The sequence below is a fragment of the Micromonospora sp. NPDC049044 genome, from assembly GCF_040649215.1.
Classification (GTDB): Bacteria; Actinomycetota; Actinomycetes; order Mycobacteriales; family Micromonosporaceae; genus Micromonospora.
This window is the reverse complement of sequence record NZ_JBEZFA010000043.1, coordinates 20,953-43,848: the sequence shown is the minus strand read 5'-3', so window position 1 is coordinate 43,848 and position 22,896 is coordinate 20,953. Positions and strand designations below refer to the sequence as shown.

Genomic DNA, 22,896 nt, shown 5'->3' with positions numbered 1-22,896 from the left:
TCGATCATTGAACAGGAGTGGGCCTTCGGGCTCGCACGAAGGTGGCGGGGGAGGGCCGCGCCGCCTGGTTACTGACGGTAGGTGGAGAGGAAGGTGCGGATCCGGGAGACGGCGTCGTCGAGGACGTCCGTGGCGGCCAGGAAGACCAGGCGGAGGTGGTCCGGGGTGTCGAGGTTGAAGCCGGTGCCGTGCGAGATCAGGAGGTGCTGCTGCTCCAGGAGGTCGATCACCAGACGCTCGTCGTCGTGGATCTTGTGGATCTGCGGGTCGAGGCGGGCGAAGAGGTAGAGGGCGCCGGCCGGCTTGACGCAGTCGACGCCGGGGATGTCGATCAGGGACTGCCAGGCGTGGTCGCGCTGGCGCAGCAGGCGGCCCCCGGGGCCGGTCAGATCCTCGATGCTCTGGTATCCGCCGAGCGCGGTTTGAATGGCATGCTGGGCCGGCACGTTCGGGCAGACCCGCATGTTGGCAAGCAGTTGCAGTCCGTCCAGGTAATCCGAGTCGGTGCCGCTGAAGCCGCTGGTGGCGAGCCAGCCGGAGCGGAAACCCGCAGCCCGGTAGGCCTTGGACAGGCCGCCCATACTGACCACCGGCACGTCCGGGGCGAGGGCGGCGAGCGTGTGGTGCGTCGCTCCGTCGTACACGATCTTGTCGTAGATCTCGTCGGCGAAGATCAGCAGATCGTGCTTGCGCGCAAGCTCGATCATGCCGAGCAGCACCTCCCGGGAGTAGACCGCGCCGGTCGGGTTGTTCGGGTTGATCACCACGAGCGCGCGGGTCCGGTCGGTGATCTGCGACGCCAGGTGCTCCAGGTCCGGTGCCCAGCCCGCGCTCTCGTCGCAGCGGTAATGCACAGCACGACCGCTGCACAGGTTTACCGCGCCGGTCCAGAGCGGGTAGTCCGGGCTCGGCACCAGCACCTCGTCGCCCGTGTCCAGCAGCGCCTGGAGCACCATCACGATCAGCTCGGAGACCCCGTTGCCGAGCAGCACGTCGTCCGGCTGCACGCCGGGCACGCCGAGAGTCTGGTAGTGCTGGGCCACCGCGACGCGGGCTGAGTAGATGCCCCGCGCGTCGCTGTATCCCTGAGCGGCCACGATGTTCTGCACGACGTCGGCGATGATCGGCTCTGGCGTGGCCAGCCCCCACGGCGCCGGGTTGCCCAGGTTGAGCTTGAGGATCCGGTGCCCGGCGGCCTCCAACTCCTGCGCCCGGCGCATCACCGGGCCACGGATGTCGTACCGGACACTCTTCAGCCGCTGCGACTGTCGCATCGGACCCCCTTCGCGAAACGTCGTGTGCCGAGGACCGATGCTATGTCCACGAGCGCGTTCGTGGCGCGTTGCGGACGAACCCCCGACCGGCGTCGAACGATTCCGGCCCGCATCTGGCCACAGCGTTGACCGCCTCGCGCGGGTCCTCCCCAACCGGTGCGGCACAGAGCACGGGCCGCGTGGGGCGACCGCCTGGACGGCATCCTCGGACATCACCTGGCACCCCGCAACGTCTATGCTGTGCCCTCGGCTACCGCACGATCTTGGCTGTCGTCACATGCCCTCAATGATCATGCGATGGCGTGCTCCAGTTGCGGCGGTCTACGGAGACGATGTGGCGAACCAGTTCCAGTACGCCATGCGGCTGATGCGCAGCCGCGATCCGCAGAAGCAGGAGGACGGATTCCACCTACTTCGACCCCACGCCGCGCAGCACCTCGACGAACTGATCACCGAGTTCAACCGCGAACCCGACCACGGTCTGCGCTGCTGGTTGCTTGAACTCATCGGCGACGCACGCTCGGCGGACGCGCTGCCAGTGCTGGTCGTCCAGCTCCACGGCGATGACGAGCGGCTACGCTTCTGGGCCGTCAAGGGCCTCGAACAACTCGACACCACACAAGCACGCCGTCAGCTGTATCAAGCGCGGTCCGCAGGTTTGATCCGCTGACCTCATCCGGCTGGATCGCAAAGTGTCACTGGGTGCTGGACGGCAGTGGGCGATACTGGGGTGATGCAGGGGCAGGTTTCGTGGTGGACGTTCCTGTCTCCGCAGGTGCTCGATCGGATCGACGAGCAACTACGCCAGCAGCGGCTGATCCATGCCGTCAGGCTGTTGCGCGTGGATGGCGGCCTTGATCCTCGACCGGGTCTGTACGAAGCCCAGGACCTGCTGGTTGAGCGCTTGGCGTGGCTCCGCGCGGAGGGTTGGGTAGAACCTGAACGACCGTCGGTCGAGGTGCCGCAGTTGGTCGAGACAGTCCGGGCGATCACGGACCGGGTTGTCGCTGTGGAAGCTCTCTGGGATGGGGACACCCAGGGCTGGCATGTGAGGCTGTACGCGATTGTGCGTCGGCCAAGCCACCACCATCCCTGCTTCGACGAGCAGCCGCTGGCGTTGTTCAGCCACGGCAGCGACCGCCGCTTGTTCGCCGGTGAGGTTCCGCCCTGGCCGGAAGCCGCGGAAGCCTCCGAGAAAGGCCGGGCGGTAGCGGACAGCATCGGCGTGCCGTTCTTCTTCGCCAGTCCGGACGTTCCCGATATCGACCTGCGCCGTTGGTGGGACCCGCCGGCTGATGAGTGACGCCCACCTCGGCGCAGCCGCTGGCCCGGACGTCCTCACCGCGCAGCAGGTCGGTTACGTGCCTCGGACGCTTCGCTGGATGCGCGCCCACGTGACGAGGCCTGGCGCACGACGAGCCAGTTCCCGATGATTGGCATCGCGTCGCCAAGGGTCTCGGTGACGTGGTGTGCGTCGGCCAGTTGGGCTGCGGTGTGAGTGGTGGTCAGTGCGATGACCGTCATGCCCGCCGCGCGAGCTGCTGCGATCCCGGCCGGGGCGTCCTCGATGACCAGGCAGCGCTCTGGCGAGGTTCGCAGCAGGTCGGCTGCCCGGAGGTAGCCTTCCGGGTCCGGTTTTCCGTGGGTGACCTGAGTGCTGTCCACAAGGACCGGGGGATCAGGCAGGCCACCTGCTCGCAGTCGTTGCCGCACGGTGAGGGCTCGGCCGGAGGTGACCACGCCCCAGGGCTGGTCCCGGACGATCTCCAGCGTGGCCGGGGCGTCGGCGTACACCGGGAAGGCGTCGCCCTCGTCTGCCATGAAGTCGCGTACCAGTCGGTATTCGGCTTCGGCGTCGAGGTGTGGAGCGACGACCGTGATGGTGTCGATCGGCCGACGGCCGTGGGTGTGCGCCCAGACGATCACCGGGTCGAGGCTGCGGTGCAGCGCCCAGCGGTCCCAGATGCGACGGTACGCGGCGTAGGAGTCGACAAGTACGCCGTCGACGTCGAACAGCACGGCAGCGCCGCTGATGCGAGCGAGGGACGTCATGGTCAGGCAGCCCTGTCTGCCGTTTGGGTAGTGCGGCGCACCTGCTCGACGAGGCGGTGCCGACGCAGTTGGCGGGTGGAGGCTTCGGTGGTCGCCAGGAAACGCGTGCCGAGCCACGCGCCCCGCGCCCCCGGGGCCAGGACGGCGGCGTGGCCGGAGGTCAGGGCTGCCGGACAACCCTCCCTGCGCTTCGAAAACCGAATCACTGGCACGGAGGTACTGTATCGAAAATAGAAGCACCGGGAGAAGCGGGAGGAGACTGTGGCAGCGCCCACGCCGGGAAGACCGGTTCGCGGGTCGAGCACCGGTCGCCCCTTGATGGCGGCACTCGACCTGTTCGGACGTCGATGGAGCCTGCGCATCGTCTGGGAGTTGCAGCGCGGCGCACTCGGCTTCCGCGCGCTGCAGCAACGCTGCGACAACATGTCGTCAAGCGTCCTGCGGCAGCGGCTGACCGAGCTGGTGGAGGCCCGCCTCGTCGAGCAGGAGGCGGACGCCGCCTATGCCCTCACCCAGTTCGGGCAGGGCGCCTACCGAGCCCTGCGCCCCCTCGTGCGGTGGTCGCACGACTGGGCCAGCGCCCTGGCCGACGGCGACCCGGCCACCGAGGAGGAAACACCGACATGACCGGGAGTAGCGGCCACGACGTGACGATCGTCGACGCCTGCACTCGCCGCGGGGAAGGCGGCAGCCCTACCGCCGTGCTGATCGATGACATCGCGCTCAGCGACAGCGCTCGGCGGGCGATCGTCCGGCGAGCCGGCACCTCGCACGCGGCGTTCGTCGACCCCGACGCGGGCATCACGCCCACGGTGCGGTTCTTCACCGCGCACGGGGAGCTGACCAACTGCGGGCACGGCACCATCGCCGCGCAGGCGGTCCTGTTACGCCGCAGCGGTGCCAAGGAACACCGGGCACGTCAGCGGACCGGTGGCCGCACCTTCGACACCACCGCCGTCCAGCGCGACGACGGCATCGAGGTCTGGTTCGACCAGGGCACCGTGGAGCTTCAGGGCTGCACTGCCGCAGAACTCGACAGCATCCTCGCCGCCCTCGGCGTCAGCCCGAACGACCTGGCCACCGACGACCTTCCGTGCGTCGCCTCACCGGGAACACCGCGGCTGCTCGTACCGGTGCTGGCGCTGCCGACCCTGCACGCGATGCGGCCCGACCTACGTCGACTCGCAGCCGAGTGTCGTCGTCTCGGCTATCTCGGCTGCTTCGTCTACACGCTGTCCCCGACCCGCGACGCAGCCACCGCGCGCATGTTCGCACCGGCGATCGGCGTCGGCGAGGACGTCGTCAACGCCAACAGCGCAGGATGCCTCGCGGCCCACCTGTACGCGACCCACCGCCACAGCAGCATCGAAGTCGAGCAGGGGCACGCCGCGGGACGCCCCTCGTTGGTCTTCGCCACCGCAACCGCCACCACGGACGGCATTTCCGCGAGCATCGGCGGAACAGCCACCATCGCTCCGGTCTCCGTGACCTGCTGACCGGTGGGGGCACGTTGGCGGGCGGTCGCGGAATACGGGGTCGCTGGATCGGCACCGACCGGGCATGATCCTCTACGCACTCAGCGAAGTCCCGGCCGTGCCGCTCAGGAGAACCCCTTTGCACTGTACGAAATGCGGAGCCGAACTCGACCATCCCGGTCAAGGCCACACGTGCCGGTCCTCGGCGCCTCCACCTGCGGTCCGGACAGCGGGTTGGGACGTCGCCACCTGGTGCGTGGTCGGTTTCGCCACCCTCTTCGCCCTGGCCGCGATCGTCGCGGCGGTCCTCGGCAGCATCGCGGGCGATGAGGCCGGGACACCCGCCCAGGCCAGCACCGGCGCGGCGATCGGTTTCGTCCTGGCCAACCTGCTCCTGATCGTCGCCATCATCGGCCTGGCTGTCAGCGGGCTCATCTGGGGTCGTGGTACCCGCCAGCTTGCCGAGGCACACGGCGCGCTCGGCCGCTCGTACAGCCGTCACTGGGGCACGCGCGTCTTTCCCCTCTGCCTTGTCCTCAGCGCCACCGTCGCGTGGCTGGCGGTCGACCGAACCGCCCCGGGCGTCCTGTTCGGGCAGGCGGCCCTGCGCACCCTTGGCGGGGCCGCGCTCGTCGGAGGCGTGCTGCACAGCCGGGCGCGGATCCGGCGGCTGATCGCCCACGCCGAGCGGGTCGGCGCCGGACACTCTTCGCCGGGCACCGGGCAGGACCCGGGGTGGCCGCTGTCGCCCACGCCGACGAGCCAGGACTGGGACGCCAGCCAGTGGGACCCCGACGTACTGCGCGACATCGAGGCCCGCCGTCACCGCGATGAGCCGCGGTAGGTCTCCTGTTGGCTGGCGCCCGTCGAGCTGGGTGCCGGGGGAGCGCGGGGCGATCACTCCCCGGCGGGGACTCGATGACCCGCTTCATCTCCGCGGCACCGCGCGCCGAGCGTTCCCGGACCAGGTCGGCCAGGGCGTGACACCGACTGCTACTCGGCTTCGACCTCGGTGCGATAGACGGTCAGGCCGCGTCGCTGATAGTTGCGGAGCGCATTCGGGTGGTCGAACGAGCACGTGTGCAGCCACACCCGCCGTACCGCCGGAGACCCCACGGCCGCGGTGTCCCAGGCCTGCCGGATGGTGAGCGTCAGTGCGTGGCCACCGAGACCCTTGCCGACGTACTCCGGCAACAGCCCAAAGGTGGTGATCTCCACGTCGCCGTCACGCTGGGGTTCCATATTCGCCACCCCCACGGCTTCGTCGTTCAGGGTGAGGAACCAGTACTGGCGCAGCGGATGACACCGCAGCAGTTCCTGCCACTCGTCGTCCGTTCGGGAGGCACTCCGCCACCCGTAGGGGGCTCCGACCTGAGCATTTGTGACCCGCACCAGCGGCAGGCCACCGTCGACGCGGCGGAGGAGAAGCTCCGGCACCACCTTTCCCGGTCGCAGGTCCCTGACGTCACGCATCTCCAGGTAGGTGACGACCTTTGCCATACCGGCAGACTACCCATCCATTCGAGTACGCCAGAGACGCGCACGTTCGGCAATCGGGCCCGGCTCGCCTGGTCCCGTGGTGTCGATCAGGACTCCTCTCTGCTCCCCAGCTGACGCTGCGCCCGCTCGGCGATCCCGTCGGAGGCCTTGCCCATCATCCGTCTGGCCCGGCCGAAGGCCGCCACCCCGAGACGACCGGCGGCGCCGACGCCCTCCGACCCGGTCTCCCGAACCTTGTCGCCCACCTCGGTGCCGGCGTCGAGGACCCTGTCGCGTACCTCGGTCCCCGTGTCGAGGACTCTGTCCCGCACGTCCACTGCCGCGTCCAGCCATCGCCTGGCGTTCCACGACTGCCGATCGCGTCCGAGGCCGAGCCGGGTATGGAAGTCGACGACAGTGGTCGCGACGTGATTCGCCGAACGCACCACGGCTCGGGAGGTGGTCGGGTTCAGCAGCACCTTCGCATTGGCCGTGCCGGCGGCCGCGTCCATTCGGGCGATCAGACGATCGGTGCTGCGGGAGATGAGTTCGAGGCGGTTCCGCCGGGCGGCCCGGATGGCGACGCGATGCTCCTCCAGCTCTCCCGGAGCCGCATCCAGCACCCGGTCGAGTTCGAGCACGGCGACCGCGTCCTGGAGTTGGAAGCAGCGGGCCAGCACGGCGAGCCACTCCTGGACCTTGATCTCGGCCGCCATGGACGTCTTGGCCAGGTCACCGACCTTGGTCTGGGTCTCCAGTCGCTCGGCGATGGCGTCGAGCTGCCGCAACGCGTACACCTGGGTCCGGGCCAGCTGCACCGGCGCGGCCTGGACCTTCGACCAGGTGATCTCGGAGACGCGGCCCACCTGCTGCCGGATCGTGAGGGCCTCGTCGATGACGAGTTCCGCCCCGATCATGTCCGCCACCACGGCATCGGTCTGGGCGCGGAGCACGGCGTCGACCTTCGCGTCGATCACGGCGAGATAGTCGGTGATCTCGTCCATGGTCTGTTGCATAGCGAGTTGCGCCATGAGCCCGGCGGCGCCGGTCAGGATCGCCGGGTTGGTCAGCAGCGCGCTGGGGGTCCGAACCACTTCGAGCAGTCCGTTGATCTTGCCGTGGTCGGTAAGTACGGCCCGGCTGACACCGTTCTCCGAGCCGGTCATCAGCTTGTACTTCTTCATCGCCTGGGCGGACTCCGCTGTCAACTGGACCCAGCGGCCGGAATGCTCGGCGATCTCCGAGCCGCCCTTGGCGATCGTGGACCCGGTACGGAGGGCGGAGCTGAGCCGCTGCAGTCCGAGGTCCTTCGACGGCAGCCGCTCGGTGCTGAGGAAACGATCGACAGCCGCCGGATGCCCGATGACCGCCAGGCCATCGCCGTCGCTGATCAGCTGAATGTCGTTGTCCAACGTCTGCTCCTAGCGGCGCGGGCACGGATTTGCCTCACGCTATCGGCGGCACCGCCGGCCTCACCATGGCCCGCTCGTCTCGATGATGTCCAGATCGGAGGAGGCGCGTCCGGCAGTCGGAGGCCCGGGACAGCCGGTGTGGCGCAGGCCCGACCGACCACTGCCGACACCCGCGAGCTGGTCAGCCGGCGTCCGGAGGCGCCTTCCGGTCGCGAGCGCCGAAGCCGTTGGTACGGCGCGCGAGCGCAGGGTGTGTCGGATGATCGCCAGGGTAGGGTCGCCGCGTGGAGCCGGTCGAATCAGTGAGCGCTGCCCCGGCCGTCGAGGTGGGCACTCTCGACAGTGCCACCAGCGGGGGCCGGGAGGAGCGGCGGTGAGCGCCAGCATGCGGTGGAGGCTGGCCATCCCGTTGATCGGCTTGAGCCTGCTGGTGGTATTTCCGACTCTCTACGGCACCTACGTGTTCTGGCCTGAGTTCGGCAACGCCTACCGTTCACTCAGCGTCGTCATCTGCCTGGTTCTGCTGGCCCAGCTGGCACTGGCCGTGTCGATCGGGGTACGACCGAGCCGGGACGTGCCCTGGATGCGGATCGGGCTGATCGCCGTCATGTTCCTGGCGGCGTGCGGTCTCGCGGCGGTGCGGAGGTCGTTCTGACCACGACCGCCGGGATGAGCCCGTCGCCACCGGGGCCGGCGGTCGTGCGGGACCGGCACCCGGTGCCGGTGGGTCGGATGAGGTTGTCCCCGGCGTCGGTCAGAGGCGGACAAGACCCTCGCTCAGCTGGTCGATGACCTGCCACTGCGCTTCGTCCTCGGTGGGTCGGGGGAAGCCACCGTGCTGGAAGGCCCAGTTCAGGTACGAGACCAGGGGCATGCCGGCCTCGCCGACGAAGTACGCGTCGGCGGATGCGTCCGGCAGGACGACGCCATAGGCACCGCCCCCGCTGACGTTGTCCTTGTGGCACTGGTCGGGGGCGACGGGCAGGAGGAACGGTCCGCCCTGGTCTTCCTGCCATGCCTCGATCTCGTCCGCGAAGTATCTGCGGATGTCGCTGTTCGGGTAGCGGTAGCCCGCCAACTCAAGCACGAGCGGGTCGGCCGCTGCCGAGTTGGGCCACCGCGGGTGGGTGCCGACCAGCCACACGTCACCCACGATCCGTATCCACGACGACAGCACCATCGGCAGGGGGCCGAGATGCTGCTCCAGCCAGGAGAGGTGCTCGTGCGCCCCGGCGTCGGGTGGCGTGTAGGGCTCTTCCGGAGTCCGGTCGTTGTCGTTGCGGTGGAAGCGGTAACCCTGCTCGCGCAGCCGCGAGACAATGGTTTCGATGTTGCTCCGGGCGCGGCGGGCCATCTCGTCGCACACCGCCTGCGCCTGCACGGCGAAGGCCGGCTCACGGACGCGGCTGCCGAGCTGCCGCAACTCGTGCCACACCCAGTCCTCTTCGCCGGCTGCGTAGCGGTCTACCCAGTCGAGGCGCTCACTCATCGCGGTCATGGTGCCGCAGGTGGTCCACGGAATCAACGGTCCCTGCGACATCGGGAGCTCGGTAGCGAAAGCCGTCCAGGCCGCGTCGTTTCGGCGAGATCGAGATGGTCGATGGCGGGTTGCTACAGTCGTGACGTCACGGATGTGTCCTGCTGACGGGGGTCTGAGTTGACTGACGTCCACCCGGTGAGCAATCCCGACGATGCGGTCCTTGACGTCGTCTTCATCCACGGACTTGACGGCGATGCCCGCCTTACCTGGTCCCACGCGGATCGCGATTCGTTCTGGCCGTTCTGGTTGGCCGTGGACTTCAACCGGGTCGCGGTCTGGACAGTCGACTACGACGCCTGGTCGAGCGAATACCGCGGTCGTTCGATGCCAATTCAGGACCGGGCCGTCGAGGTGATGGCGCAGTTGCAGAACAGAGGCATCGGCGACCGGCCGCTGTGCTTCGTGACGCACAGCATGGGTGGCCTCCTGGTGAAGGAGATCCTCATGCACTCCGCGAAGGGGCGCACCGAGTTCCGTGACTTCGCGCCGGCGACGCGCGGTGTGGTGTTCCTGGCCACCCCGCACGACGGATCCAGCATCGCGACATTCGTCGAATCGCTCGGCCTGCTGTACCGATCGACAGACGCCGTGAAGGACCTGCAGCGGGAGGTCGTCTACCTGCGCCACCTGAGCGACGACTATCGGGACTGGGTCGACGAGGTGCGGATCCGCAACCTGGTGTTCGTCGAGGCGCACCCGACCTGGCGCGTCCGGGTCGTCACCGCCTCGTCCGCGAATCCCGGCCTCGCGGGCGTCAAGCCCATTCCCATCGACGCGAACCATGGCGATATCTGCAAGCCGTTGAGCCGCGATTCTGTCGTGTACGGACAGGTCAGGCGGTTCGTCGGAGCCATCCTCGGGGATACCGCCCGTCCGCCGCCACCACCGCCGCGGTTCTACGTCGACGCGCTGAAAACGGTGAGTGTCTTCGCATTGCCCGCCATCAGTCGCCTCGATCTCATTTCGGACAGCATCGATGCCGCCGCCGTGCCGGGCCGGATCAGTTGTCTCGTGGGCGAGGGGGGTTCCGGCAAGAGCGTCCTGCTGGCGCAGCTCGCGGAGGCGCTGGTGGCCGGTGAATCGAGCAGCGGGCCGGCCGTGGTCATCGTCCCCTGCAACGCGGTATCGCAGTCTGCGGATCTGGCCACCGAGGACAGCGTCGACGTCGCTTTCGCCAGGGCCGCGGCGTTGCCGCAACCCGAGCGAGGGCTCCGTAGCTGGATTGCGGACCTGCGGGCCGCGTACGGATCCGTCTTCCTGCTCGTGGACACGCTCGACGTCGTCAGCACCGAGGACACCGTGCGAGCCATCGCTGCGGTGCTCGGGGACACCGCCGACCACGCCCAGCTCTTCCTCACCTGCCGGGAGCAGGAGTTTCGCGAACTCTTCACGTCCGCGAACGAAGCGCTGCGTCTCGGATCACACCGGGGCGTCAGTCTGCTGATGCCCAAACTGGACGTGGCGGAGATCCTCCGCTGGGCATCGCAGTTCATGGCCGAGCTGGCCCGCGGGGAGGTGGAGACCGAACGCTTCATCGAGTCCCTCTCCGACGCCGTGCGCTCGGCGACAGTGCAGAACGTGTGTGCCGTACCGCTGCGGCTCGCGCTCGCGTGCGACCTGTACAGCTCGACCGGGACCGTCCCCGCTGATCTGACGATCACCGGCCTGTACGAGTCGTACTGGGACACGCGCGTCGCGCGGGACCGGGACGGCCGGGTCACCTCCCGCAGCCGGGCCCAGCAGGCCGACGCCCTCGAACTGGCGGCGATGATCCGGGCGCAGAGCTCCGCCCGACTGGCACTGACCGCGGCGGTGGCCGACGCGGAGTCTCGCACCGGTATGCGCGCTCTCGTGAGTGAAGGGGTGATACGCCGGCACGCGGGCCGCTACGAGTTCTTCCACCAGACCTACGCGGAGTTCGCCGTCGCGCGGTTGCTGGCCATCGAGGCGGACGTCGACCAGCTGGCCGAGCTGCGCACTGCCCTGAATGATCCACATTCGCACTTCTGGCCGGTGGCGCGACACCTCATGCTGCTGGGGTCAAGCGACGACCGGTACCGGGATCTGCGCCAGGCGGTCCCGCTCCGCACGACAGAAGGCGCCCAGATCCACCTGCTCTCGGCCCTGAGCCGCCGATCGGCCGACCTGATCGCGGAGGTCGCCCGATCCGTTCACGACGAGAACCCGTACCTGCTGCACTCCCTCGCGCCGCTGCTGGCCGACGCGCACGACTCGTGTGCCGAGACGGCCCTGGAGGTCGTCGTGCCGTTGCTTGAGGACACCGACCGCGGCGGGGTGACCGAGGCGGCCCGGACCGTCGGCGTCCTGCTGGCCAAGGCGCCTGGCCGCCTCCGTGTGCACCGGCTGGCCTGGGCCCTCGACCTGGTGCGCAAGCGCCGGGCCGAACTGCCTGTCGACGTGTGGCTCGGCCTGCCCGAACATCTCGCCCGCCCGCTCTGCCTCGCCCCGGACGAAGATGCCCTGCGGTTTCTCCAGCAGCACTATCCCGACCTGGGGGTGTGCGCCCAGCGACTGATCCTGCGTGCGACGCTGGCGGCGGACGAGGCGATGTCGGAAGCCTTCGCGATCTCCATGTTCTCTCAGCCGTGCCCGCCTGACATGGCTGCGGATGAGCCTGTCGAACTGCTCAGGCGCTGCTGGGAGAGCGGCGCGGTCCGGGTGCGCCTGGGCTGGTCCAGCTGGCGCGATGTCATCGAGGCCGACCTTGCCGAACGGTGGGACGCCGCGCAGGTCCGGCTGGTTCGCATCTTCGCCCAGGATCCGGAGATCCGGCGCGACCTGTTCGCCACCACGCTGTCGAGCGCCGACGTGGCATTCCGCGACCGATGGGTGAACGCCGCCAAGTTCGCCGCCGACGACTGGCCGGAGGAGGTCCTTGCCATCCTCTGCGCCCTGCCCGTAGACCTGGGTCGGGCGGGGTTCGGCTCAGCGGCCACGCTCTCCAACCACCTCGCGGACGGACTGTCGTCCGCCGAGCGTCAGGCGGTGATCGCATCGCTCGCCCGGATCGAGGGGTTGGACCGGCGGCGGATCTGGCCGGCGCTCATCAAGTTGGCGGGTGCGGAGCCCGGGCTGCACGAGCAGTTGTTGCGCACGTTCGTCGGCGTCGACACGGTCGAGGCGAGCGCACCACAGAACAGCGCGCCCTGGCAGATCGCCCGGACGAGTGCGCTTGACACCTGGCTGAACGTCGCGCCAGCGCACTTCCTCGAGCGGCAGCGGTCCTGGTTCCGCGCGGCGCTGCCGGCCACCGGCAAGCGAGCGACCCAGCGCAGAGCCAAGTTCGAAGGGCGGATCTGTCGTGTCGACGAGGTGGCCCGGGAGTGGCTGAGCCGGGCGCTGCTCGACGGTCCCAGCCCGGCCGCCGCCACCGCCGGCATGAATACCGTCGGGTCGACGATCCGCGGCGCTGGCGAGGCGCTCACGCCGGAGCTGTTCACCTGGGTTCGCCACCTCCTCGCGTCCCGGCACACCGAGGCGGCACGACAGACCGCCACCCTCCTGGCGGATCCGGTGATCACGCCGGACTCCCTGTTCGCGGACGGCACTCTTGAGGAGGTCGCCACCGCCGCCGCGGACCGCCTGGAAACGGCGATCGATGCCCGCGAGGACAGTCAGTTGGCGTCCCGGCTGGTGGAGCTCGTCATCCGGCTCGACAATGTGCGGCCGCTCGACGTGTCGCTGATCCGGCGCGTCGTGCGAAAGATGTCCGAGCCGGTCCTGGCCATCAGCGCGCGCCTCGGTGACGGAGCCGTGCTCTCGGTGCGAGAGAAGGCCGAGATGGCATCGGACTTCAGCCGGTGGGCGGAGACGATCGGGCCGTTGGGCCCGCGTCGGTTGCCGAGCGGCGAGGCGGCCGACCTCGTCCGCCGCGTCGCGTGTGGCTGGGACAGCCACGACCTGGGCACCAGCATCAGCCGCGTGATGGCCAAGGTTCTGCGGAACATGTTGAGCAACGACCCCACGTTCGGAGCGTGGCTGGAGGAGCGGCTGTGGCCCGCCGCCGGTGCGGGCACCAAGCTCGCGATCGCGGAGGCGGTCGCCGTGTATGAACGGGTGGTGCCGGGACACCGGGCGCTGACCCTGGCGCGTCGGCCCGACTGCCCGCCGGTCGTGGCGCAGCAGATCCACCGCTGGCTACGCGAGTAGCGCCGTGTGCTGACCGTCAGCACGGGCGGCCAGTGGTGCGCGCTCGTCGGCGGGCACGGTGGTCTGGCAGTGGCCACGGACCCGCAGTGGTCGGACCGGCGCCGAACGGCGGGATCAACGCTGACGCAACTCCGCCGGCTTCCGCCTCGTTGATGCAGCAAGGGGTGGACGGAGGCCAACGATGGCGGCGGGGCGGAGCGTCGGTTTGCTGCGTCCTCCGGACAGTTCGGGTCGCGCGACCTTCCTGGAGCTGTTCTTCGATCTGGCCTTCGTGGTGGCCCTCACGCGGGTCTCGCAACGATTCGCCGGCGTGAGCGATGACACCGGATGGGCGCTCGCCATCGGGTTCGGACGTACCCTGCTGCTCTTTCTGGCACTGTGGCTGATCTGGTCGCACACCGTCTGGATCACCAGTCGCTACGAACCAGAGCAGCCGCTCATCCAGGCCGTCGTGGTCGGCACCATGTTCGCCGGCCTGGTCATGGCGGTGACGCTGCCCCGCGCCATGGAGGAGCGGGCGCTGCCGTTCACTGCCGCGTACCTGATGGTGATGGTGGTGCGGCCGCTTGTGGTCGCCGCCGCGCTGCATGGCCACCCGCGACGGCTCGTGCCGATCCGGCTTGTGGTGTGGGCGTCGGCGAGCGCGCCGCTGTGGCTGGCCGGCGCGCTGGGTCCGGACCGACTGCGCCTGACGTTGTGGGTCGCCGCCCTCGCCATCGACTACCTCGCCTGGGCCCTGGGCTGGCCGTTGCCGTGGCTCGGGGCCTCGCAGGTGGGTCGCTGGCGGATCGCGGGCACGCATCTCGGTGACCGGTACCAGCAGATGTTCCTCATCGCGCTCGGTGAGTCGATCCTGGTCATCGGCGTGGTCTTCAGCGGTCGGGACTACTCCGCCGAGCGGGCAGCGGCCTTCGCCGTCACGTTCGCCACCAGCGCGCTGCTCTGGCGGATCTACTTCCACCGCGCCGGTCTGCTGCTGCCCGACGCGTTGGATCGGGCGGCAATGCCCGGCCGGCTGGGCGCGGTGTTGGAGCGGACGCACCTGTTGATCGTGCTCAGCGTGCTCGGCACGTCGGTCGGCTACGAGCTGGTGATCGACGATCCGTTCGGGCAGCCGCGGCCCAGTTGGCTGTTGTTCGTGGTGGGCGGTCCGGTGCTCTTCCTCGTCGTCCGGATGCGGCTGGAGTACGAGATCTTCGGCCGGGTCTCCCGTACCCGTCTCATCGGGGTGGTGGTCCTGCTGCTGTGCACGCCGGTGCTGGCCCGCTGGGCGCCGATGGTCGGGCTGAGCGTGGTGGCCGGGGCGCTGGCCCTGGTCGCGGTACTCGACGCGCTGCGGGGTTGGGGACAACCGCCGGAGGTTGCCTCCTCGCCGATCGGGCGGGAGGCAACCGACGTTCGCGACTCCGAGGCGTGACCAGCACGCCGTAACGGACCCGCCGCTACAGGCCCAGGCTGCGCAGCACCGGTACGGTCTGGCCCACCCAGGCGAGGGTGGCGTCCTCGCGGGCGCCCTGGGTGCGTTGGGTGCCGGCCAGGAACCACAGGAAGTAGGTGGTGTAACCCGGTGCGCTGACCACTGTGTGGTAGCCCTCGGGCATCATCTGCATCACGTGCTCGCGGATGGTGACGTTCTCCTCGTAGCCCTCGTCGGTGTAGACCCGGCTGATGCCGAACCCGTCCGCCGGGTTGACGCGGTAGTAGTACATCTCCTCGTGTGCCGCCTCGGCGGGCAGGTCGTCGACCCGGTGCCGGTGTGGCGGGTAGGTGCTCCAGTTGCCCGAGGGCGTGTAGGTCTCGCCGACGATGAGCCGGCGGGCGGGCAGGTCCGGTTGGGCGACCTCGGTGAGGATCTGGTGGTAGGTGCGGCCGAAGTTCGCCGCTCCCCAGCGGCCGCTGGCGACCTGCTCCGGCGCGATGACATAGGGGTCGGTGGCCAGGTCGCTGGGGGCGCTGGGGAGGGCGACCTCCACGTCGGTGACGGCCTTGATGGTGATCGGGGAGCCGGCCGGGAGGTAGACGGAGTGCGGTTTGCCGGAGAACACGTCCGGCCGTTGGCCGACGTGCGGGAAGTGGTGGCCGGCGACGGTGAAGCTGGCGGTGCCACCGAGGACGACGGCCAGGATCTCCCGGTCACCGGACTCGCCGGTCCAGGAGTCGCCGGCCGACAGCCGCAGCAGGGTGAAGTCCAACAGCTGACAGGGATTGACGGGCAGCGTGTTCCGGCCGACTTCGGCGGGGATGGAGCAGTGGTAGCGGTAGTCCATGGTCACCTTTCGGGAGACGCGGGTTGTGCGGGTCGGTCGCGGATCACCAGGGGCTGGTCCAACCAGGGATCGTGACGCGGGTGAGGGCTTCCAGGTAGAAGTAGTCGCCCCACAGGGTGCCCTCGTCGACGCCGATGCCCTTGGGTTTGTCGTAGACGCCGTGGCGGATCAGCGCGTTCGAGCCCGGCTGGCCGCCGGTGGAGTAGTTGTCGATGAGCGAGCGCAGGATCTCGGCGGCGGCGGTCCGGTACCGGCCGGCGCTGGTCGGGTCGGTGAGGCCGTCGGCGAGTTCGAGGAGGCCGCAGACGGCTATGGCCGCGGCCGAGCTGTCCCGCTCCTGGCCGCTGCCGTCGCCGAATACCAGGTCCCAGTACGCGACGCGGTCGGTGGGCAGGTGGGCGAGGAAACGGTCGGCGCAGGCGCTCGCGGCGGTGAGCAACGCGGGATCGCCGATGTGCCGGTGGTTGAGGCTGAACCCGTAGATGCCCCACGCCTGCCCGCGGGCCCAGCAGGAATGGTCGGCGTGGCCCTGTTCGGTCTCGCCCCGCAGTGGCACCCCGCTGTCCGGGTCCCAGTAGAAGGTGTGGAAGGTGGTGCCGTCCGGGCGCAGGATGTGCTGGCGCAGTTGAGCGGTGTGCCGGCGGGCCGCGGCGGCGTAGCGGTCGTCGCCGGTGCTCTGGCTGGCCCAGAAGAGCAGCGGCGTGTTCATCAGGCTGTCGATGATCGTGCGGCCGCGTTGGCGAGGGTCGTTGAGGTCGCCCCAGGCCTGGATGATTCCGGCGGGTTCGAGCACGCGCGTCATCAGGTGGTCGGCGGCGGCGAGAGCCGCGGCGCGGGCCCGCGGGTCGCCGGTACGACGGGCCGGGGTGACGCAGGCGAGGGTGTAGAGGAACCCGAGGTCGTGGGTGTCCAGGTCGACCCCGTCGGCCACCCGGGCCGCGAAGCTGTCCACGTGCGACAGTGCGGCCCGCAGGTGCCGGTCGTCGCGGGTCAGGTCGTGCGCCAGCCAGAGCATGCCGGGCCAGAAGCTTGTGGTCCAGCCGACGTTGCCTCCCTCGGGTTGGCCGGCGTTCGGTGGCCGGAGTGGGTAGCGGTCGGCGTCGGTGGTGTCCGCGGGGTACCGGTCGCCGAAGGTGGCGATGTTCGCGTCGACGGTACGTATCGCTGCGGTCACCGCCGCCGCCGTGGCCTCTGCGTCGGAGCTGGGACGGACGTCGGTCGCCGTCATGGATGCTGTTCTCCCTCGTGGGTCCGGTCCGGTGCCGGGCAGTGTGTCGTCGGCGTCCCGGCTCGGTGGCCGGAACGTGGGGTTCAGGTGGGTTGGGGGGCGGTCTCCGGTGGGTCGAGGGCGGCGCGCAGGGTGAAGCGGCTGTTGGCCCAGACGACGTAGAGCAGCGGCGCGGCGGCGAGGCCGAGCGCGAGCGCGGGGCGGGCCGCCAGGAGTTGGGCGAGCAGAGCGAGCGCGAGCAACGAGACGGTGGTGAGGTACCACCGGCGCACCGCCAGATACACGCAGGTGCGGGCCACGTCCCGCAGCCGCGCGGTGGGTCGTTCGGCGACGGCCACCAACCCGAGCAGTGTGGTCGCGACGGTGAGGACGATCAGGGTCGCCAGCACCGGCAGGGCGAGTGCCCCGACCCGGTGTCCCCACGCGGCGCGGGCGTCGACGGCGAGCACGACCAGGGCGGCCATGGCCCCCGCCGTCCAGAGCAGCGCCGGCCGGGCAGTGGCGCGCCAGGCGCGGCCGTAGGTGCGCAGCACGTCGCCGGAGTCACCGGCGGAGTAGGCGGACATGACCGCGAAGGCCGCGCAGAGCCCCGGCGCGCAGAGCGGAGCGGTGAGCGCGTAGAGCGGCCAGGACCGCGCCGCGTCGGTGGTGAACGCGAGCATCACCAGCGGCAGACACCCGAGCACCAGCAGCAGGTTGGTGACAAGCGCGACGTAGATCCCGTCGAAGACGGCGGTCATGGTGTGGTGACGCGAACGCATGGACCTCAACCCTTCAGTCCGGTCGAGGCGACGCCCTCGATGAAGTAGCGCTGGCCCAGGAGGAAGATGACGGCGACGGGCAGCACGGACAGCACCGAGCCGGTCATGATCAGCGCGTACTCGGCGTTGTACTGGGAGATGAAGGTGTTCAGCCCCAACTGGATGGTGCGCAGCTCCGGACTGCGCAGGTAGATCAGTGGGCCGAGGTAGTCGTTCCAGGTGGTCGTGAACATCAGCAGGGCCAGGCTGGCGAGCGCCGGCCGGGACAACGGCAGGATGATCCGTCGGTAGATGCCGTACTCGCTGAGCCCGTCGACCCGCGCCGCTTCGCTGAGTTCCTCGGGGATCGTCTCGTAGAACTGCTTCATCAGGAACACGCCAACCGCGCCGAACGCCTGGATCGCGACGATCGACCACAGCGTGTTCGACAGGTGCAGCTTCGACATGAGGATGAACTGCGGGATCATGTACGACTGCCAGGGCACCGCGATCGTCCCGACGTACGCCAGGAAGAGCGCGTTACGGCCGGGGAAGCGGACCCGGGCGAAGCCGTAGGCCGCGAAGCTGCCGGTGAACACCTGTAGGAAGGTGACGATCACCGACAGCAGCAGGGTGTTACCCAACCACGTCGTCATGTCCGAGCGCTGCCAGATGTCGACGTAGTTACGCCACACCACGGGATCGGGGAGCCAGGTGATCGGGATGGTGAAGACGTCGTTGTTGGTCTTCAACGACGCCACCACCATCCAGAAGAACGGCAGCAGCAGCCCGGCCGCCGCGAGCACGAGAGCGGCGTACCCGAGGAGCCGCCCGCCCCGGGACCTGACACGTCGGGCGGAGGTTCCGTGTTTGCCGGGCGCGACGACGGCCGGGACGGGCGTGGAGAGGTCGGTCGCGGTCATCAGCTGTTCCTCCGCTTGTTGACCATGAACTGGATGACCGTGATGCCGAAGCAGATGGCGAACAGGACGATGGAGACCGCCGAGGCGTAACCGAACTGGTTCTCCTCGAAGCCCTTCTGGAAGATGTACTGCGAGAGCACAAGTGTCGACTGGCCCGGTCCGCCGCCGGTCATCACGAGGATGAGGTCGAAGACCTTGAAACTCTCGATGGTGAGCAGCACCGTGACGAAGAACGTGGTGTGCCGCAGGCCGGGCAGGGTCACGTGCACGAACCGCTGCCACGGTGAGGCGCCGTCGGTCTCGGCCGCCTCGTAGAGCTGGGCCGGGATGGTCTGTAGGCCGGCCAGGAACAGCAGCATGTAGTAGCCCATGTACCGCCAGGTGCCGACGATGATGACCGCCGGCATCGACCAGGTCGCCGACGCGGTCCAGCCCGGCGGGTTGTCCACCCCGACGGCGCCGAGGAGAGCGTTGATCGGGCCGTACTCCGGGCTGAAAAGCTGGTTCCAGACGACCGCGATCGCCACGATCGAGGTGATGTAGGGGAAGAAGGCGATGGTACGGAAGAACCGCACGCCGCGCAGTTTGCGGTTGAGCAGCAGCGCCAGCCCGAGTGCTGCCGCGAGGGTCAACGGGATGTGAAAGACGGCGTAGTAGACGGTGTTCCGCAGTGCGGTCCAGAAGCTCGCGTCGTCCCACATCCGCCGAAAGTTGGCGGTGCCGGTCCACTCGGCCACCCCGAAGACGTTCCAGTTGGTGAACGCCACGTAGAACAGCACGACGACGGGTAGCAGGGTGAGCCCGACGAAGCCGAGGAAGTTGGGGAGGATGAACGACCAGCCGGCGACCGTGTTGCGCGACACCAGCCGCCGGTTCCTGGGTCTCGTGCGCGGCAATGTTGCCATAGGGAGTCTCCGGAAGCGTTCGGCCTGGGGGCGGGACCGGCGTGCGGCTCAGGCGCGCCGGGCCCGCCATCAGCTCACTGGTTGAGGACTTCGTTCTTGGCGCGGGACTGCGCCTTGCTCAGCTCCGCGTCGACGCCCTTGCTGTCGGAGAGGATCGCCGAGTGCGTCTCGTTGAGGAGGTTCTGCAGACCGGCGGTGTGCTTCGACACCGGGTTCTCCGGCTTGACGGTGTGCTTGGCGAAGGCGAACTTCGACAGGTCGTCCTGCGGTACGCCGTCCAGCCCGAACAGCGACGCGGTGACCGCGTCGGTGACCTGGGCCGGGGTGATGCCGATCCCGGCCAGCGCCTTGCCGGCCTCCGGGCCGGCCGCGTACTTGAGGAAGTCCTTGGCCGCGGCGGCCTTGGACTTGTTGATCTTCGGGTTGATCCCCAGGCCGGTCGGGTCGCCGAAGGTGACAGGTGTGGCGGAGGCGCCGGTGGTGGACTTGTCGAACTGCGGCGCCGGGGCGATCCCCCACTGGAACGTGTCGGCGTCGCCGCTCTGCCGCTGGTTGAGCAGCGTGGCCACGTACCAGGTGCCCATCAGCAGCATCGCCGACTGCTGCTTGCCGAACTGCGCCTGGTAGGTGAGTTTGTTGGTCTTCGCGGTGCCGAAGGTCGGCTGCGCGCCGGCCGCCTGCAGGTCGAGTGACCGCTCGTAGTACGGCTTCAGGTAGCCGAAGTCCCCGGAGAGCAGGTCCGCGTTGGGGGTCTGGGCGAGCGCGAAGCCCTGCACTGTCGACTGGAAGGTGTGCTGGTACGCGCCTGTCGCGTTCGAACCGGCCGCCTTCAGCCCGGTCTGCAGTCGCTTCGCCGCGTCGGTGTAGTCGTCCCAGGTCCAACTGCCGTCCGGCGGTGCCACCTTCGCCTTCGCGAACAGGTCCTTGTTGTAGAACAGCACCCACGAGTCCTGCCGGTACGGCACCGCGTACGCCTTGCCGTCGACCTGGTACGACGCCAGCGCGGGCGAGTTGAGACCGGAGGCGGCGTCGGAGACGTCGAGCAGTTGACCACCGCTCTGGTACGTGTAGAAGTTCTTGAGGTTCTTCATGACGTAGACGTCCGGGGCGGTGCCCGCGGCCAGGTCCGTGATCATCTGGGTGTCGTAGTCGTTGCCCGGGGCGTACTCCTTGAGCTCCACCGTCACGTTCGGGTGGGTCGCCTTGAAGCCGTCGGCGAGCGTCTTGAACTCGGGCGTGGACGCGAGACTCCAGCCGGCCAGGGTGATCGTCACCGGGGCATTGGGGTCGACTGGCTCGTCTCCGCCGCCGCAGCCGGTGAGAACAAGCGTCAGGGCCGTCGCAGCGCTGATGACGGCCGGTATCGCACGCTTCATCCCTTTCTCCTTTGGGTTGGGGGCCCGGACAGGCCCGCACTGCTACCAGGGCACCCGGTGGGCCCGGCATGCTCCGTGTCCAACCGGGTCGACGTGCTGATCCCGTCGGGCCAGTCGATTGCGAGGTGGAGGCCGTCGGTGCCCTCGTCGGCCACGACCTGGCAGGCCCGCCCGGTGGTGGCGGCCGGCACTGTGGACAGCTCGAGGAGGGCGGCGGACCACGCGCCGGGCCGGACGGGGTGGTCCAGCCAGGGCACGACCAGCCCGCCGGCCAGCGGCCCGCCGGGCGCGACGGTTGTGGCACCTGCCGTTCCGTCGCCGTTAACACTTTCGAGCCTGCTGGTCAGGCCGGCCCCGGTCACTGTCGCCACCCGGTCGTGCACTGTCGCCGTCGCGTCCCCGGCAACGGCCCATCCGCCGATCCGTAGCCGCAGCGCAGCCGCCTCGACGCCGTCGGCGAGGTCGTCGACGCGGGTCAGCCGGAGTTCCCAGGGGCCGCGGACCAGCGAGTACACAGTGACGTGCCCGGCCGGTCGGGACTGACCCGGACGGCCGCCGCCGTGATCGCGCTGACCCGGATCGGGGTCGACCCAGTGGGCGAGGGCACGTGACCCGGCCACCCCCACGCCGTCGCTGTCGACGTGCACACCCAGCAGGCGCATGCCGGCGCGGTGGGTGACCCGACCCGCGTCGTCGATGAGAGTGACGGACTGATCGAGCGGAGCGTCCCAGCCGCTGTCGTCGAGGACGGGGCTGGTAGCGGTGGAGTAGCCCAGCCGGGCGTAGAGCGGGGAATCTCCGCCGGTGGCACCCTCGACGGCGTGGTCGGTGCCGTGGTTGACGACGCGGACGACCCCGTCGGCACGGGTGCCGGAGACCAGCCAGCCGGGCGCGTGAATCGCCCGCAGGGTGTCCCGCTCCTCGACCGGCAGCGGCTCCTCGGGAGTCGTCCAGACCGGATGGTCGGCGGGTAGCGCGATGCCGAGCAGGCCCTTGCTGGCCCAGTACGGCGAGCCCGGCCCGGAGTACGACTGCGCCAGTCGGGGCCACTGCCGGTGCCAGCCGAGGGTGAGCAGGCCGCGTTCGTCAAAGGCGCCGTTGGCGACGAAGTGGCGCACGATCCCGGTGGCCGCGCGACGCAACTGGCCGAGGCTGACCGAGGGCACGCCGGCGATGGCACCGACCCAGAACGGCGCCGCCGCGGCGAAGCGGTAGATCAGGCTTCGCCCCTGGATCAACGGTGATCCGTCGGCTCCCACGAGCGCCACCGCGTCGGTCAGGAAGCGGTCGAGGCCGGCGAGGTCCCGTTCGTGGCGTTGCTCGGCCAGGTCGGCGGCGCCGGCCATTCGCGCCCACAGCGTCGGGTACAGGTGCAGGGCCCAGCCCACATAGTGGTCGTAGGCGCGGTGCGACCCGTCGGACATCCAGCCGTCCGCGCGGGCGAAGCCGTCGTGCGTGCGCAGGTCCTCGGCCATCTCGTCGAGCGAGTGCGGCCCGCCCACCGAACGCAGGAACGTCTGGACGACAAGCCGGAACCAGACCCAGTTGATCCGTGGGTACGTGTCGTCGCCGACCGCCGGGCGTAGGTAGTCGACCACCCGCTCCCGCACCGCGGACGGCATCCGGTCCCAGATCCACGGGCGGGTCAGGTCCAGAACCAGCGCGATGGAGGCGGCCTCCACCTTCGCCTGGGGGTGCTCGTCCAAGCGCACCCAGCGGTCCGGAGAGCTCGGGTCGGTACCGGCGGCGACGCCGGCCGCGTACCGGTCCACGAGCTCGTCGACGCCCACTCCCCGGGCGCCCGCGATGCGGAAACCGGCGAGCAGGAAGGTGCGAGCGAAGCCCTCCAGGCCATCGACGGCCCGCCCGTAGCCGCCCTCCGGACCGGGGAAGCTGATCAGGGCGTGGCCGGGTGACGCGAACGGCCGGGCGGCGGCGAGCATCCGGTCGGCGAGGGCCAACCAGTCATCCCGGTGCCAGGTCGCGGCGGCGGCCGCCGGGTCCGTTCCCGGTGCCGGCCAGCCGGCCGTCCCGAACGTCATCCGAGGTCCTGTC

Annotated in this window: 20 protein-coding genes; 8 read left to right on the top strand and 12 right to left on the bottom strand. The window is 69.6% G+C overall.

The genetic code is table 11. The features are described 5' to 3' along the window. Positions 1-68: 68 nt before the first annotated feature. Positions 69-1,274 (bottom strand): pyridoxal phosphate-dependent aminotransferase, encoded by a 1,206-nt coding sequence (locus AB0B85_RS28020; RefSeq protein WP_357411959.1) that lies wholly within the window; start codon positions 1,272-1,274, stop codon positions 69-71. 334 nt (positions 1,275-1,608) lie between these two features. On the opposite strand from AB0B85_RS28020, the gene AB0B85_RS28015 reads away from it, so the two are divergent. Both AB0B85_RS28015 and AB0B85_RS28010 read left to right on the top strand, forming a co-directional pair. After that, positions 1,609-1,944, top strand: a complete 336-nt coding sequence (locus AB0B85_RS28015) for a HEAT repeat domain-containing protein (RefSeq protein WP_357411958.1) — start codon at positions 1,609-1,611, stop codon at positions 1,942-1,944. Positions 1,945-2,007: 63 nt separating this feature from the next. After that, on the top strand, positions 2,008-2,577 hold the full coding sequence (locus tag AB0B85_RS28010) for a hypothetical protein (protein WP_357411957.1): 570 nt from the start codon (positions 2,008-2,010) through the stop codon (positions 2,575-2,577). A 35-nt stretch (positions 2,578-2,612) separates the two neighbouring features. Here AB0B85_RS28010 and AB0B85_RS28005 read toward each other — a convergent pair whose 3' ends face one another. Further along, complete coding sequence (locus tag AB0B85_RS28005; protein ID WP_357411956.1) at positions 2,613-3,326, bottom strand: HAD-IA family hydrolase; 714 nt, start codon at positions 3,324-3,326, stop codon at positions 2,613-2,615. 318 nt (positions 3,327-3,644) lie between these two features. Here AB0B85_RS28005 and AB0B85_RS28000 point away from each other — a divergent pair, with 318 nt between their 5' ends. From AB0B85_RS28000 to AB0B85_RS27990, 3 genes are all read left to right on the top strand, one after another. Then, positions 3,645-3,953, top strand: coding sequence for a helix-turn-helix domain-containing protein (locus tag AB0B85_RS28000; RefSeq protein ID WP_357411955.1), 309 nt, complete (start codon positions 3,645-3,647; stop codon positions 3,951-3,953). After that, the gene (locus AB0B85_RS27995; RefSeq protein WP_357411954.1) at positions 3,950-4,822 is read left to right on the top strand and encodes a PhzF family phenazine biosynthesis protein; all 873 of its coding nucleotides are present in this window, start codon (positions 3,950-3,952) and stop codon (positions 4,820-4,822) included. The genes AB0B85_RS28000 and AB0B85_RS27995 overlap by 4 nt, the downstream gene beginning before the upstream one ends. A gap of 235 nt (positions 4,823-5,057) precedes the next feature. Beyond that, on the top strand, positions 5,058-5,645 hold the full coding sequence (locus AB0B85_RS27990; RefSeq protein ID WP_357411953.1) for a hypothetical protein: 588 nt from the start codon (positions 5,058-5,060) through the stop codon (positions 5,643-5,645). A gap of 149 nt (positions 5,646-5,794) precedes the next feature. On the opposite strand, the gene AB0B85_RS27985 is transcribed toward AB0B85_RS27990, so the two are convergent. Both AB0B85_RS27985 and AB0B85_RS27980 read right to left on the bottom strand, forming a co-directional pair. After that, on the bottom strand, positions 5,795-6,301 hold the full coding sequence (locus tag AB0B85_RS27985; protein ID WP_357411952.1) for a GNAT family N-acetyltransferase: 507 nt from the start codon (positions 6,299-6,301) through the stop codon (positions 5,795-5,797). An 86-nt stretch (positions 6,302-6,387) separates the two neighbouring features. Continuing rightward, positions 6,388-7,692, bottom strand: coding sequence for a hypothetical protein (locus AB0B85_RS27980; RefSeq protein WP_357411951.1), 1,305 nt, complete (start codon positions 7,690-7,692; stop codon positions 6,388-6,390). Positions 7,693-8,065: 373 nt separating this feature from the next. Between AB0B85_RS27980 and AB0B85_RS27975 the strand changes: the two genes are divergently transcribed. Then, on the top strand, positions 8,066-8,347 hold the full coding sequence (locus tag AB0B85_RS27975; RefSeq protein ID WP_357411950.1) for a hypothetical protein: 282 nt from the start codon (positions 8,066-8,068) through the stop codon (positions 8,345-8,347). Positions 8,348-8,446: 99 nt separating this feature from the next. On the opposite strand, the gene AB0B85_RS27970 is transcribed toward AB0B85_RS27975, so the two are convergent. Then, the gene (locus AB0B85_RS27970; RefSeq protein WP_357411949.1) at positions 8,447-9,181 is read right to left on the bottom strand and encodes a hypothetical protein; all 735 of its coding nucleotides are present in this window, start codon (positions 9,179-9,181) and stop codon (positions 8,447-8,449) included. Positions 9,182-9,367: 186 nt separating this feature from the next. Here AB0B85_RS27970 and AB0B85_RS27965 point away from each other — a divergent pair, with 186 nt between their 5' ends. Both AB0B85_RS27965 and AB0B85_RS27960 read left to right on the top strand, forming a co-directional pair. Continuing rightward, a complete protein-coding gene (locus AB0B85_RS27965) occupies positions 9,368-13,402 on the top strand; it encodes a hypothetical protein (protein ID WP_357411948.1) in 4,035 nt (1,344 codons plus the stop codon). A gap of 181 nt (positions 13,403-13,583) precedes the next feature. Continuing rightward, positions 13,584-14,819, top strand: a complete 1,236-nt coding sequence (locus AB0B85_RS27960) for a low temperature requirement protein A (RefSeq protein WP_357411947.1) — start codon at positions 13,584-13,586, stop codon at positions 14,817-14,819. 25 nt (positions 14,820-14,844) lie between these two features. On the opposite strand, the gene iolB is transcribed toward AB0B85_RS27960, so the two are convergent. From iolB to AB0B85_RS27925, 7 genes are all read right to left on the bottom strand, one after another. Continuing rightward, positions 14,845-15,669, bottom strand: coding sequence for a 5-deoxy-glucuronate isomerase (iolB, locus tag AB0B85_RS27955; RefSeq protein ID WP_357411946.1), 825 nt, complete (start codon positions 15,667-15,669; stop codon positions 14,845-14,847). Between the two features lie 43 nt (positions 15,670-15,712). Further along, positions 15,713-16,897: a glycoside hydrolase family 88 protein gene (locus AB0B85_RS27950; protein WP_357411945.1), complete on the bottom strand. Its 1,185-nt coding sequence runs from the start codon at positions 16,895-16,897 to the stop codon at positions 15,713-15,715. 83 nt (positions 16,898-16,980) lie between these two features. Continuing rightward, a complete protein-coding gene (locus tag AB0B85_RS27945) occupies positions 16,981-17,658 on the bottom strand; it encodes a hypothetical protein (RefSeq protein ID WP_357411944.1) in 678 nt (225 codons plus the stop codon). A gap of 5 nt (positions 17,659-17,663) precedes the next feature. Next, positions 17,664-18,560 (bottom strand): carbohydrate ABC transporter permease, encoded by an 897-nt coding sequence (locus AB0B85_RS27940; protein ID WP_357411943.1) that lies wholly within the window; start codon positions 18,558-18,560, stop codon positions 17,664-17,666. After that, positions 18,560-19,423, bottom strand: coding sequence for a sugar ABC transporter permease (locus tag AB0B85_RS27935; protein WP_357411942.1), 864 nt, complete (start codon positions 19,421-19,423; stop codon positions 18,560-18,562). The genes AB0B85_RS27940 and AB0B85_RS27935 overlap by 1 nt, the downstream gene beginning before the upstream one ends. Positions 19,424-19,539: 116 nt before the next feature. Beyond that, the gene (locus AB0B85_RS27930) at positions 19,540-20,841 is read right to left on the bottom strand and encodes an extracellular solute-binding protein (protein ID WP_357411941.1); all 1,302 of its coding nucleotides are present in this window, start codon (positions 20,839-20,841) and stop codon (positions 19,540-19,542) included. Beyond that, positions 20,838-22,883 carry a DUF2264 domain-containing protein gene (locus AB0B85_RS27925; RefSeq protein WP_357411940.1) on the bottom strand — a complete coding sequence of 682 codons (2,046 nt, stop codon included), beginning with the start codon at positions 22,881-22,883 and terminating at the stop codon, positions 20,838-20,840. Before AB0B85_RS27925 ends, AB0B85_RS27930 begins: the two co-directional genes overlap by 4 nt. Between the last annotated feature and the right edge of the window lie 13 nt (positions 22,884-22,896).